This window comes from Shewanella canadensis (assembly GCF_003966225.1).
Classification (GTDB): Bacteria; Pseudomonadota; Gammaproteobacteria; order Enterobacterales; family Shewanellaceae; genus Shewanella; species Shewanella canadensis.
This window is the reverse complement of record NZ_RXNU01000027.1, coordinates 1-11951: the sequence shown is the minus strand read 5'-3', so window position 1 is coordinate 11951 and position 11951 is coordinate 1. Positions and strand designations below refer to the sequence as shown.

General features: G+C 46.3%; 16 protein-coding genes. 12 read left to right on the top strand and 4 right to left on the bottom strand.

The features are described 5' to 3' along the window. Positions 1-330 precede the first annotated feature (330 nt). The gene (cyaY, locus tag EKG38_RS24285; RefSeq protein ID WP_126523464.1) at positions 331-660 is read right to left on the bottom strand and encodes an iron donor protein CyaY; all 330 of its coding nucleotides are present in this window, start codon (positions 658-660) and stop codon (positions 331-333) included. A gap of 255 nt (positions 661-915) precedes the next feature. Between cyaY and lptM the strand changes: the two genes are divergently transcribed. The 8 genes from lptM (at position 916) to EKG38_RS24250 (ending at position 6762) form a co-directional block, all read left to right on the top strand. After that, on the top strand, positions 916-1059 hold the full coding sequence (gene lptM / locus EKG38_RS25500) for an LPS translocon maturation chaperone LptM (protein ID WP_398355990.1): 144 nt from the start codon (positions 916-918) through the stop codon (positions 1057-1059). 4 nt (positions 1060-1063) lie between these two features. Next, the gene (gene lysA / locus EKG38_RS24280) at positions 1064-2308 is read left to right on the top strand and encodes a diaminopimelate decarboxylase (RefSeq protein WP_126523463.1); all 1245 of its coding nucleotides are present in this window, start codon (positions 1064-1066) and stop codon (positions 2306-2308) included. A gap of 77 nt (positions 2309-2385) precedes the next feature. Continuing rightward, on the top strand, positions 2386-3228 hold the full coding sequence (dapF, locus tag EKG38_RS24275; protein WP_126523462.1) for a diaminopimelate epimerase: 843 nt from the start codon (positions 2386-2388) through the stop codon (positions 3226-3228). Beyond that, on the top strand, positions 3225-3863 hold the full coding sequence (locus EKG38_RS24270; protein ID WP_126523461.1) for a DUF484 family protein: 639 nt from the start codon (positions 3225-3227) through the stop codon (positions 3861-3863). Before dapF ends, EKG38_RS24270 begins: the two co-directional genes overlap by 4 nt. 10 nt (positions 3864-3873) lie before the next feature. After that, positions 3874-4788, top strand: coding sequence for a tyrosine recombinase XerC (gene xerC / locus EKG38_RS24265; RefSeq protein WP_126523460.1), 915 nt, complete (start codon positions 3874-3876; stop codon positions 4786-4788). Next, a complete protein-coding gene (locus tag EKG38_RS24260) occupies positions 4788-5510 on the top strand; it encodes an HAD-IA family hydrolase (protein ID WP_126523459.1) in 723 nt (240 codons plus the stop codon). The genes xerC and EKG38_RS24260 overlap by 1 nt, the downstream gene beginning before the upstream one ends. Before the next feature lie 99 nt (positions 5511-5609). Next, complete coding sequence (locus tag EKG38_RS24255; RefSeq protein ID WP_126523458.1) at positions 5610-6188, top strand: HupE/UreJ family protein; 579 nt, start codon at positions 5610-5612, stop codon at positions 6186-6188. A gap of 109 nt (positions 6189-6297) precedes the next feature. Further along, the gene (locus EKG38_RS24250; RefSeq protein WP_126523457.1) at positions 6298-6762 is read left to right on the top strand and encodes an Sbal_3080 family lipoprotein; all 465 of its coding nucleotides are present in this window, start codon (positions 6298-6300) and stop codon (positions 6760-6762) included. A 51-nt stretch (positions 6763-6813) separates the two neighbouring features. On the opposite strand, the gene ric is transcribed toward EKG38_RS24250, so the two are convergent. Continuing rightward, positions 6814-7524 carry an iron-sulfur cluster repair di-iron protein gene (ric, locus tag EKG38_RS24245; protein ID WP_126523456.1) on the bottom strand — a complete coding sequence of 237 codons (711 nt, stop codon included), beginning with the start codon at positions 7522-7524 and terminating at the stop codon, positions 6814-6816. A gap of 111 nt (positions 7525-7635) precedes the next feature. Then, complete coding sequence (locus EKG38_RS24240; protein ID WP_126523455.1) at positions 7636-8205, bottom strand: TetR/AcrR family transcriptional regulator; 570 nt, start codon at positions 8203-8205, stop codon at positions 7636-7638. Between the two features lie 283 nt (positions 8206-8488). Between EKG38_RS24240 and EKG38_RS24235 the strand changes: the two genes are divergently transcribed. The 4 genes from EKG38_RS24235 to EKG38_RS24220 are packed head-to-tail and all read left to right on the top strand — an operon-like array spanning position 8489 to position 11496. After that, the gene (locus EKG38_RS24235; RefSeq protein WP_126523454.1) at positions 8489-8998 is read left to right on the top strand and encodes a cytochrome c; all 510 of its coding nucleotides are present in this window, start codon (positions 8489-8491) and stop codon (positions 8996-8998) included. A 47-nt stretch (positions 8999-9045) separates the two neighbouring features. Then, the gene (bamJ, locus tag EKG38_RS24230; protein WP_126523453.1) at positions 9046-9675 is read left to right on the top strand and encodes a BamJ family beta-barrel-assembly machinery protein; all 630 of its coding nucleotides are present in this window, start codon (positions 9046-9048) and stop codon (positions 9673-9675) included. 51 nt (positions 9676-9726) lie between these two features. Then, positions 9727-11196 (top strand): reductive dehalogenase, encoded by a 1470-nt coding sequence (locus tag EKG38_RS24225; RefSeq protein WP_126523452.1) that lies wholly within the window; start codon positions 9727-9729, stop codon positions 11194-11196. Between the two features lie 18 nt (positions 11197-11214). After that, entirely contained in the window at positions 11215-11496 is a 282-nt protein-coding gene (locus EKG38_RS24220) for a VcrB family reductive dehalogenase putative membrane anchor (protein WP_126523451.1), read from the top strand. A 170-nt stretch (positions 11497-11666) separates the two neighbouring features. Here the strand turns inward: EKG38_RS24220 and EKG38_RS25110 are convergent. After that, positions 11667-11951: hypothetical protein (locus EKG38_RS25110; protein WP_221767772.1), on the bottom strand; the 285-nt coding region annotated here is incomplete at its 5' end.

Genomic DNA, 11951 nt, shown 5'->3' with positions numbered 1-11951 from the left:
AGCTAATACCAATCTCACTAAATAGGTGATCAGTTCAGAGCCTCTCAGGCCTTTCAATTCAAGGCGCATTGATGAAGAAATGGTTATTCCCTTTTAAGTCAATGCAACACAGAAGTGGAATGCCTGAGAGGCTCACATAGTGCGGGTTTCAAAACTCTTTATGCTGCGTTAGATGCTTTCGATATAGAATAACTATTAGCTTCAAGCATCCGCCTTACCTACAGCGTTTTGAACTCCCGCTGAAAGATTACATAATTAGTAGGATTGGTATAAGAGAGGCCAGATGACTTAATGGCCTCTTTATTCAGAGTTGTCATTTAAGCATGGGGATCACAGTGAAAGCTGGATGTCACCTTGACGCTGAATAGAGTCGATAACGAAGGGCATAAACTCACCGCCATTTCTTTCATCGATCCACCGACCGTCCACGAAAGAGAAATGGTAGCCCCCGAATTTGGTTGCAACCCAGATCTGATGCAAGGGTTCCTGTTTATTTATCACAATTTTTGATGTATCCGGAAACTCTAACTGCAGCACATTTCCAGAGGCATCAATGTCGATATCGGCATCCTGTTCATCGATGGCTTGCTCGATGGCGTTATCTATGGCTTGAAACATTTCATCGGCCAGTTGATGAAATTCAGAGTCTGTCATTGCCATTGGGTCTTAATCCTTGGTTGAAGTGATAATGTAGTTTTCCTCATTGATAGTACCAATCACAACCCATCACTCCAATCAAATTTTGTAAAAGCCTCACATCTTGGCTTTGATTTGGAATGAAACAACAGGAATAGCATGTATTAGTCCTTTATCTGCTTGACGTAGAAAGGCTAACTCTGCAACATCAGTAAGGATGTAAGTATTGCTATCATACCGATTGCTATTAAGAAACTGGACAGAAAGATGTTGAGAAAAATGAGAGTGTGTTCATTGATATTGCTTGGTAGCCTTTTTATCGTTGCGTGCGGTCAAAAGGGACCCTTGTATAAATCGCCGGACAAACAAGATAATCAGGAACAAACAAAAGAACAGCCAAAGAAAGAAAGCAATAAGGAATAGACTCTTGGACCATTTTCTCTATAAAAATAATGAGCTACAGGCCGAAGATTGCCAGGTTGCCCAGCTAGCTCAAACCTACGGAACACCTTTATACATCTATTCTCGTGCGACATTAGAGCGTCACTGGCATGCGTTTGACCGTGCGGTCGCGAATCATCCGCATCTCATCTGTTATGCGGTGAAAGCCAATTCAAATATTGCTGTACTCAATGTACTTGCACGTTTGGGCAGTGGCTTCGATATTGTCTCCGGTGGCGAACTCTCCCGGGTGATCGAGGCTGGGGGCTCACCCGATAAGGTGGTTTTCTCTGGTGTCGGTAAAACGGTTGCCGAGATGGAGATGGCATTAAATCTGGGGATCCACTGTTTCAATGTTGAATCGGCCGCAGAGCTAGAACAACTCAACCTGGTTGCGGTGCGTCTGGGGAAAGTGGCACCAGTATCTTTGCGAGTGAATCCCGATGTCGATGCAGGTACTCATCCCTATATTTCTACCGGGCTTAAAGAAAATAAGTTTGGTATCGCCATGGATGAAGCCGAAGCTATCTTCGCTCGAGCGAACAGTTTGCCTGGATTGAAAGTTAAGGGGGTGGATTGTCATATAGGCTCACAATTGACAGAGATACAGCCGTTTCTCGATGCCATGGATCGTATGCTTGCCTTAATCGATAGATTGGCTGAGCAGGGGATTAACATTGAGCATTTCGATGTTGGTGGCGGCTTAGGCGTGACCTATGATGATGAAACACCTCCTCAGCCAGATGTTTACGCTGCCGCCTTGCTTGAGCGTCTGGGCGGAAGAGCGCTAAAACTTATTTTTGAGCCTGGTCGTGCGATCGCGGCCAATGCCGGTATTTTTGTTACTCAGGTACTCTACCTTAAAGGTAACAGTGATAAACACTTTGCCCTGGTCGATGGTGCGATGAACGATCTTATCCGTCCTTCACTTTACAGCGCCTGGCAAAACATTATTCCGGTGAAGCCTCGGGAAGGTGATACACGTAATTACGATATCGTGGGCCCGGTATGTGAAACGGGGGACTTCTTAGGTAAAAACAGAGAATTAAATCTCGATACCGGCGATTTTCTTGCGGTTAGATCATCGGGTGCTTATGGTTTTACTATGTCATCAAATTATAATTCCCGTCCCAGAGCTGCCGAAATCATGGTCGATGGCAGCCGGGCACATCTTATTCGTGAACGAGAAAAATTGTCACAGCTATGGCAAGGTGAGCAACTACTGCCGTAAACTGTCTATATTGCAGTTTTGTTTTTGTTTTTGTTCTGCTTCAAGCTGTAGAACACAGATTTTAAAGGATATCTATCTTGATCCATTTTACTAAGATGCACGGCTTAGGTAATGATTTTATGGTGGTCGATGGAGTAACACAGAATGTGTTCTTCTCACCTGATCAGATCAAGCGCCTTGCCGATCGAAATTTTGGTATCGGTTTCGATCAGTTGCTACTGGTAGAACCCCCTTATGATCCGGATCTGGATTTTCACTATCGCATATTTAATGCCGATGGTAGCGAGGTCGAACAGTGTGGCAATGGTGCCCGTTGTTTTGCCCGTTTTGTTCGTAATAAGGGGCTGACCAATAAACAGAAAATCAGAGTCAGCACTTCAAATGGCAAGATCACACTAAGGCTCGAAAGAGACGGTAATGTGACGGTTAATATGGGTATTCCGGTGCTTGAACCAGGAAAAATTCCATTCAATGCCAAGAAAATGGAAAAGACATACCTGCTTCAGGCGACGACTCCTGATTCAAATATGCAGACCTTCTTGTTTGGTGCCGTTTCCATGGGCAACCCTCACTGTGTATTGGATGTCGAAGACATTGAGGCTGCAGATGTTGAAGGCATTGGTGCCCTGCTTACCCGTCATGAACGTTTTCCTAAAGGGGTCAATGTGGGCTTTATGCAGATCATCAACTCGGGACATATCAAGTTGAGAGTTTATGAACGAGGAGCTGCAGAGACCTTAGCTTGCGGAACGGGTGCCTGCGCCGCTGCAGTTGTGGGGCTGCTACAAGGAAAATTAGACAATTGTGTGCGTGTCGATCTTCCCGGCGGTACCCTGACGATTAACTGGGAAGGGGAAGGTAAGCCGTTGTGGATGACTGGCCCCGCCGAACACGTATATGATGGACAGATACAACAATGAGTGATGCATCTAAAGTGAAAAAAGAAGCCCCCTTCGACGAAATACTAATACGTGAATATCTGTTGGATAATCCCGATTTTTTCAGTCGATATCCAGAATTGCTATTAGCCATGCGAATTCCCCACGCTGAGCGTGGAGCCGTATCTCTGGTTGAACGAAAGCAGGAGATGCTGAGAAGTCGGGTGCAGCAGCTTGAGGAGGAGATCACCTCCTTGATGGGAGTGGCTTCGCGTAATGAAATGATCTATATGTTCAATACGGCACTGTCGCTTAAATTACTGCAATGTGAAGATCTCGGAGAATTAAGGCAAGCCTTATCCGAAGGACTAAAGTCTCAGTTCCATTTTAGTCACGTCAGACTTATTACTGTACATGATCTCGATAGTGAACTGTCGCGGATCTGGAGCAAACGTTTGAGCCAGGGGCATTACTTCGGGCGTCTGACCATAGAAGAGTCTAAACGCCTGTTCGGTAGCGACGTGGGGTCAGTGGCATTATCCAGATTGTCTGAGCAGTGTGGGCAGGTGATTTTTGCTATTGCAAGCCAAGATGCGATGCACTTTCATCCCGAGATGGATAATCTACTGTTGGATCAACTTAAGCAGCTTTTAGATCACTTATTGCCAAAATTATAAACAGGCCCTAATGGACGTTGAATGGTTTCAGAAATTTGAAAGTTACCTCAGTGCAGAGCGTCAACTATCTAAACATACGGTACGTAACTATCTGTATGAGTTAGAGCGGGTCAGTAAGCGGCTGGATGAAACCACCTCATGGCTTGATGTTACCCGAGAGCAACTTCAAGGAGCATTGAGCCAGATTCACCGACAAGGGCTTAGCGCTCGTTCCATATCACTCACACTGTCTGCGATAAAACAGTTCTGTGACTTCCTGCTCAAAGAGGGTGCTATTCAGGCTAACCCGGCAATGAGTCTGAGTGCCCCAAAGCAAAATAAACTTCTGCCAAAAAACATGGATCTTGATTCCGTCACTCATCTTTTGGAGATAGAGGGCGATGATCCATTGAGTGTACGAGATAAGGCCATTATGGAGCTATTTTACTCTTCTGGCTTACGTCTGGCGGAACTGGCTGCATTGGATGTAAAGGATATCAGTTTCAGTGAGAGACAGGTCAAGGTGATGGGAAAGGGAAGCAAGGAGCGAATCGTGCCTGTCGGTAATATGGCGATGCATGCTATCGAATGCTGGTTAACGTGTAGAAAGGGAGTTGTCGCCTGTGAAGATGATGCCCTGTTTGTTACCGGTAAAGGAAAACGTTTAGCACATCGAAGTATTCAGGCCAGACTGACTAAGTGGGGGCAGGAACAGGCCCTGAATATGCGTGTTCATCCCCATAAGCTCAGACACTCTTTTGCCACGCATATGCTAGAGTCCAGCGCCGATCTCAGGGCTGTTCAGGAGTTACTCGGACATGCCAATTTATCGACGACACAGATATATACCAGCTTAGACTTCCAGCATTTAGCGAAAGTCTATGATGGCGCACACCCGAGAGCTAAAGCTAAAGTTAAACCGACACCGAAAGCAGGAAAAAACTGATGGTCCACTCTTACATAAGGACACGAGATTTTCGTGCAATTAGCTTTGACCTCGATGATACCTTATACGATAACCGTCCTGTCCTAAAACGGGCAGAGGCATCATTAATGGCGTTTCTCTATCGGGAATACGGTAAGTCTTGTCGATGGGAAAGGGCCGACTGGATAGCGTTAAAAACCTCCTTGCTTCTACAGCACCCGGAACTCGCTCACGATACCACAGCCGCAAGACTTATCATGTTAGAGCAAGGGTTACTCGGTTTTGGCTATTCCAGAGCGGAGGCGGAGGTGGGAGCTAAAGAGGGGCTTGAACACTTTTTAAGGGATCGTTCTAACTTTACCGTATCAAAAACCGTTATCAGTTTGCTCGAGGAGTTGGGTCAGAGACATCCCCTGATAGGGTTGACCAATGGAAATGTCGATGCCGCCAAGATAGGCTTGGATTCCGTTTTTCAGTTTGTACTCCACCCCGGTGACGGAACAAGAAAGAAACCTTACCCGGATATGTTCTACACCGCATGTCGAAGACTGAATATTGCTCATCAGACCTTACTGCATGTGGGTGATAGCTATCTTAACGATGTTCAGGGGGCGAGAATGGCAGGGTGTCAATCGGTATGGCTCAATCCTGCTTATGACAGAACTCGGGTCGACAAAGGCGCGGGTATGTTACCCCATATAGAGATCGGCGATATATCTGAGTTGTCAGCACTTCTTTCCTAAGCTTTCAATCGCTTGATATGTATCAAGTGATGCTTGGGTGATGCAGTGTATCTTGCTTTGTCCCTCCAGAGTGAGTTAATCAAGGATAGGTTCGTTGTCATGATACGTTTAGCTGTTTTAATGTTTGTCATCCTCTTTTCATCACTGCCGGTACAGGCCCATGAACTCCACTCCTCAGGTGGTTTTATCACGGGGTTTAACCATCCCGTTCTGGGATTCGATCACCTGTTAGCCATGTTGTGTGTGGGAATCTTAAGCACCCAACTCGGTGGTAGGGCTATCTGGACCGTCCCCACCGCGTTCGTCATATTTATGCTGGTTGGTGGTATTCTTGGTTTGCTTTCTATTCCGGTTCCGTTTGTAGAGATGGGGATTGCAATTTCGGTGCTATTGTTGGGAATAGCTTTAGCTATCGATAAGCGACTTCCTCAACTACTTGTGATGGCATTTGTGGGCGTGTTTGCCATATTTCATGGTCATGCCCATGGCGTCGAGATGCCGCAGTTGGCTAATCCAATACTCTATGCTTTTGGGTTTATCAGCGGTACAGCGACGATACATATTGTCGGGGTTTTGCTGGGCATGGGGATGCAGCGTGTGAGCAAGCAGTATAACCTGATGCGGATGTCGGGAGGCGTGATCGCGCTTATTGGCGGTTATCTGCTGATAGGACTATAGTTGTGAACTAGGTTCCAAGAGGTAATGGCTTTAAATGTGTTAGATGAGTTTACTGCCTTTGTAATGAAATAAACGTTTTTAAAACTATTGTAATTAGATAAGGATTGTCATGAGAAAAATAGTAATTGCTTTTTTAATCGTATTTCTTAGTACAGCATGTTCGATCAAACAGAGAATTGACCCTATTCAGATAAATAACACTGCAGTTGTGTGCATTCAAGAAAACCCTGATGTTCGGGAGGGGTTTTTAAAAGAGATGGAAGTTGTTTTAAAAGAAAAAAAAATAGATTACAGAATAGTTAGAGAGCTCAATGCTAGCAATCAATGTGAATGGACCGCTACATATACTGCTAATTGGGCTTGGGATCTGGCTTTATATATGGTGTACGCCGAGATAAAAGTGTACCACGATGGGCGCCTCGATGGTGAGGCCATCTATGATGCAAGGCGTGGTGGGGCCAATATGAGTAAGTTTATAGATGCAGAGCCAAAGATAAGAGAGTTGATTGAACAGTTAATAAAGCAAAAACAGGCATCGCTTCTATGGTCAACCATGGAGCAGGTTGCAATTTAACAAAAAAGCCGGCAATAGCCGGCTTTTTTGTTCTTAGTTGTCGCTCTTTGTTTAGAGTGCCAATGCCTTAGGGAAGAGGATATTATTCTCGAGGTGGATATGCTGGATCAAATCGGCTTCGAACTCGGCTAGTGTCGCGTAACAAACCCGCCATGTGGTGCATGCATGCTCAGGCGGCTGGAAATGATTGGTAAGCTCATGAAGTTTCTCGAGCATATGACCCGCATCGTCATGTTCATGTTGCATCGCGTTAATCGGGTTGCCGATATGGCCGAAGCATCCTTCGACGGTTTCGCCAGCGGCCATGGCTCTGATGGCCGGAAACAGGATTTTCTCCTCTTTCATCAGGTGCGGAGTCAGATCGTTGACTAATGCGCGTACCCAGCCCGCAAAAGGTTTAATTTCTGCGTGACGTTCACCATGTGCCCGTACCATCTTCTGGCTGTATTCCATTAACAGAGGTGCCTTCTCTCTGACATAGGCATGATGATTGGCTTCTATGTAGTCAATGAGTTCACCGAGTGGCAATTGATTAAGCGCATCATCTTTTTTGCCTTCAGAGTTTATTTTGCTAAGTGCTGTTTCGACATCGACTAATGCGATACCGGCCTTGTCACAGGCAACGGCTAATGTTCGACCCCCACCACAGCAAAAATCGATACCAAATTGACTAAATACATGGGCATAGCGAAAGTCATCGGCCACAAGCTGACCGACACGCTGTTCAGATAAGGAGATCTCAGTTTGGTCTGTAACGCTCATAAACACCTCAAAGCTGCAAATTATTTATACCTTTAAGGTGCATATTATTGGCCTGTTTAAACTCTGGCAAGTAAAACTTGACTAAATTGCTCAAGAATTCACATTTTAGCGTTAACCAGCCTCAACCGGAGCCTGAAGCAACATGGGAATGAGTCTGTTTACCGTTGTCTTAAATGATAGGGGGTCGTTGTTCATGACCTTGCCCCAGTTAAGATAACAGTTAAACAGTTCTGCACGGGTCTTCTGTTCCTGCTCATCGAAGTCGGCGTCGGCAAAGGCCCGTTGAATCACGGCCATTCGGCGTGAGTGAATATTGTCGAACACCGCCATGGCAGCCTCGTCGTGGCTGGCCCAGCCGCGGATGGCTAACTCATATTTGGCCAAATCTTGTCCGACTACAGTATCGGCTATGGCTTGCAGTCGCTGTTTAGGGGGAAGTTGTGGCAGATCCGGGTTGTCCGTTAACACGGCATTAAATTCAGACACCCAGTACTCCAGCATATGATCGAGCAGATCTTGTCTGTCTTTAAAGTGCCAGTAGAAGCTGGTCTTGGCGACACCGACAGTGCGAGACAAATTACCTATGCTTAGCTTATCAACACCTTGGTTTGATAGCATTATTAACCCAGCCTCCAACCATTGATTCTTGGAAAAACGTTGGCGCGTTACTTTACCGGTCATTGACATACCCATACAAAAATTGTGGTTGTTGCTCTAAATCAAAAATTGTCTATTTTCAGACCATGTGTCACATTTTTACAACCTCGTTATGTACCAGCTGGTACATCGAGGGGTATTATCGCCACTAACGTATGTACTGGTCGGTACTTATATCGTTGGGTAAGCGATTTTGGGTCATTATCCCAAATTAGCGACAGAAGGTTAACCCGTTTCGGTTTTTCATTCAGTGCTATATGACCCATGCGCTTTGCCTGTGGCAGTGTGTCGATAGGAAATCTAAAAAATGCAGAAGACAGTTCTCTCAATAACTTTGCTTGCAAGCCTGTTTAGTGTTGCGGCAGAAGCTAATTCAATGCCCGATCCCTACGCCGAACCTGCGGCGGCAATTCAAGCCCGCCAAGGTGTTCACCGCCTCATGGGGGCTAGCCTGATGGATGCTGGTGCCATTGCTACCGGTAAGAAACCGTGGAATGGTTTTACCATGCTTAACCGAGTCGATTCCTTAGCTGGTTTATCCATTATGTATAACGACTTCTTTTTTGTGTTCGATTCTTTCACTGAAAGTAAGGCCAGTGATGACTTGCTGGAACGTAAGGAGGAGTTTCAGAGCCGCTCTAAGGCGCTTAAAAATGCCACCCTTGGTCTGCGTTTAGCGGTTCGAAACCATGATGGTAATTCCAGTATGAAAGCCGTAGTGACCACTATTCAAGCCTGTAATGCCTGTCATCAGAGTTTTATGAAGCCTGATGCAAGGTTGATTCTACCCTTACCGGATGCTCCGGGTGGACATTAGAAACAGCAGTTTAAGTACACTTACCTAATCTAAGGAGTCGAATCATCATGACAGACACTAAACCAGTACCGCTCGACAATGATGAGCAGAGAGTCAGTTATGGGCTGGGGTGGCAGTTTGGTCGCCATCTACAAACTCACAACTTTGACGGGTTGGAGATGGAAACCGTTTTTGCCGGAATGTTGGATTGTTTCCATGACAGAGCTGCTCCCATCACAGATCAGCAAGTGGAATCGGCATTTAAAAATATCGCCGCTCAGGCAGCGGCCATTCGTCAACGCGAAGCTGATGAAACAGCGGGCCGAAGTCAGGCGTTTATGTCTGAAAACGCCCTTAAACCAGGTGTCGTTATCACAGACTCTGGGCTGCAATACAAGGTCATAGAGATGGGTGAGGGTCGAACTGCCGGTCAGGTCGATAATGTCATCGTTCATTACCATGGCATGTTGATCAATGGTGAAGTGTTCGACAGCTCCGTCGAGAGAGGGGAGCCGGTAGAGTTTCCGGTGCAGAGCGTTATTCCCGGTTGGACTGAGGTACTGCAGATGATGCCGGCAGGTTCTAAGTGGCGAGTATATGTCCCGGCAGAGTTGGCCTATGGTCAGGTTGGTAAGACGCCGAAGATCCCCGGGAATGCTGCCTTGATTTTTGACCTTGAACTGATTGAAGTCGTTTGACCCTGTTCACAGAGACTTTGTCTCCTTGTTACATGAAGAGAATTAAGCATTATGACAAACCAAATTGAAAACCGGAGCTCACAAGAGCTACAAGATGATCTGCCGAACATGTCGCGACGTAGTTTCTTTAAGAAAACTGTTATCGGTGGCGGCGCCGCTATGTTGACCGGGGGAGTGGCATTAGGCGCGTCGAAAGCGGCGCTGGAAGGGTCGACGAATACACCGGGTATCGAAGTCGATGAACTCAACTTTAAGCCCTTCGATCAACGAGATCTGGTATTGACTCATGCGGTTAGCCCAAAATTGTCGAAGATAGATCATCCCGAGCGTTCGGTTCAGTATTCACATTTGTGGAAGAAAGACTTTAATTTTAATGATGTGGTCCAGACATTCGAAAACCGCGATCATTTCGATAATAGTAAATCCGGATATGGTCAGGCCGACAGGGCTATCGGTCATGCCGCCTGGTATCCTCTGGTTGTTGCAAAATCCCGTGCATCCGCCTTCGGTCAACCAAACACTCCCCTGCATAGCTGGGATCAAACCGACGTAGAAGAAGAGCAATATGATTGGGGAAGCGGAAAACGTGCCGCAGACATGATCCGTTCGACCGGACGCCTGTTTGGCGCGGTCCGTGTAGGTATTGCTAAATTCGACAAACGTTTCGTTTACGATCCTCTTTACGACATGGAAGATGAACGGACCCTATCCTGGGAGAAAGATTTCCCATTCAAACCCAAGTCAGTGATTGTCATTGCCACCCCTATGGATTATGACAACGTGGCGACAGCGCCATCCTGGACCTCAGAAGGTGCCACGGGTAACGGATATAGCGACATGGGTAAGATGGCTTGCCAGATGGCGAAGTTTATTCGTGGTTGTGGTTATCATGCCGTAGGTGCGGGTAACGATCTGGCTAACTCGGTGGCCTATGCCATTCTGGCTGGCATGGGAGAAGGAGGTCGTCTCGGCTCTTGTATCATGCCGGGCGTCGGGCCCAGAGTGAGACTGTGTAAGATCTTCACCGATATTGATTTTGGAGATGCTTACGATCAGCCACGTACCTGGGGCGTGCGAGAGTTCTGCAAGACCTGTAAGAAGTGTGCCGATTCTTGCCCGTCAGGTGCCATCAGTCAGGACGATGAGCCAACCTTTCAGCCTACCTATGAGTTCAGTGATGAACCGGGCTATACCTGGAATAGTCATTCTGGCGTCAGTAAATGGCATTCAGATTCAAAACGTTGTTTCAACTTCTGGGTCGATAACGATACCTCCTGCCTGAACTGTATCGCCAGCTGTACCTTTAATGAACCCGACTTCTGGCATCACTGGATGATGATGGCGGTTAATCCTATGATGCCAAAATTCTTGCATGCATTTATGGCCGAAGCCCATCCTGCATTTGGGTATGGGGGACAGGGAGCCGAGCCTATTCCCGGCAAGGTTGAGAAGTTCTGGGAGTCAGGTGCCGATATGCGTACTAATGTTTCTATGAAAAATAACATCGGCACAGCCGGTTAACACACAGGAGAAAGAGTGATGGAAGCTTTACAATGGTTCTGTCTGGGCATTATCAGTATGTTGACAATCAACGTCATGGTGTATGTCCATATGGTGGTTAAACTTAAATGGTATGCGATACCTCTGTTGTTGATCGGAATCCTGGATATCTTGTTTGGCATCGCCTGGTGTGGCTCTTCGTTTATTGAAGGTTATGCGCAATCCGGTGCGCTGGGATTATCAGTGTTTGCCGGTTCCGGCTTACTCATGGTGATCGTTACCTGGCGTCATCTAGTGACGCCAGGCTTCAAGCCTGCTTAATAATTTGCTTCATATTTAGCCCCTATCCAGGGGCTAACACCCATATGTATAAGAATAACCCGTTCTGCTTATCGACTATGTAGAGTCTTCTTATAAGGAATAACGGTGGCTCTGGGTTGCGCATACAGCTTCTAAGGCCGACTAATGAAACCAGATCCATTTAGCTTGATCTATGGTTTGTGTCTATTGTTGAGTTGCAGCTTGGCTCTTATGATAGCTATCGGGCTACTTCTGCTATCAATTACCGGATAATAGGTGCTGAAAGATTTTAACCATCGATTGGTATTAGGTGCATTAAGCAAGTCCAACACTAGAGTCTGAACAATGGTGTTAGTTTGCATCCAAAACTGATCCACTTTCCCCCCTAATTTGCATTGAAAACTGATCCACATATTTAATACCTCCTGCCACCCCTGAGCAGGAGAATGTGGAGTGATAGATGTGTCATTATTAAG

Bases quoted from the DNA above. Each gene is read 5' to 3' on its own strand.
- cyaY (WP_126523464.1), bottom strand. From the start codon at position 660: ATGGCAATGACAGACTCTGAATTTCATCAACTGGCCGATGAAATGTTT.
- lptM (WP_398355990.1), top strand. From the start codon at position 916: ATGAGAGTGTGTTCATTGATATTGCTTGGTAGCCTTTTTATCGTTGCG.
- EKG38_RS24270 (WP_126523461.1), top strand. From the start codon at position 3,225: ATGAGTGATGCATCTAAAGTGAAAAAAGAAGCCCCCTTCGACGAAATA.
- xerC (WP_126523460.1), top strand. From the start codon at position 3,874: ATGGACGTTGAATGGTTTCAGAAATTTGAAAGTTACCTCAGTGCAGAG.
- EKG38_RS24260 (WP_126523459.1), top strand. From the start codon at position 4,788: ATGGTCCACTCTTACATAAGGACACGAGATTTTCGTGCAATTAGCTTT.
- EKG38_RS24255 (WP_126523458.1), top strand. From the start codon at position 5,610: ATGATACGTTTAGCTGTTTTAATGTTTGTCATCCTCTTTTCATCACTG.
- EKG38_RS24250 (WP_126523457.1), top strand. From the start codon at position 6,298: ATGAGAAAAATAGTAATTGCTTTTTTAATCGTATTTCTTAGTACAGCA.
- ric (WP_126523456.1), bottom strand. From the start codon at position 7,524: ATGAGCGTTACAGACCAAACTGAGATCTCCTTATCTGAACAGCGTGTC.
- EKG38_RS24240 (WP_126523455.1), bottom strand. From the start codon at position 8,205: ATGACCGGTAAAGTAACGCGCCAACGTTTTTCCAAGAATCAATGGTTG.
- EKG38_RS24235 (WP_126523454.1), top strand. From the start codon at position 8,489: ATGCAGAAGACAGTTCTCTCAATAACTTTGCTTGCAAGCCTGTTTAGT.
- bamJ (WP_126523453.1), top strand. From the start codon at position 9,046: ATGACAGACACTAAACCAGTACCGCTCGACAATGATGAGCAGAGAGTC.
- EKG38_RS24225 (WP_126523452.1), top strand. From the start codon at position 9,727: ATGACAAACCAAATTGAAAACCGGAGCTCACAAGAGCTACAAGATGAT.
- EKG38_RS24220 (WP_126523451.1), top strand. From the start codon at position 11,215: ATGGAAGCTTTACAATGGTTCTGTCTGGGCATTATCAGTATGTTGACA.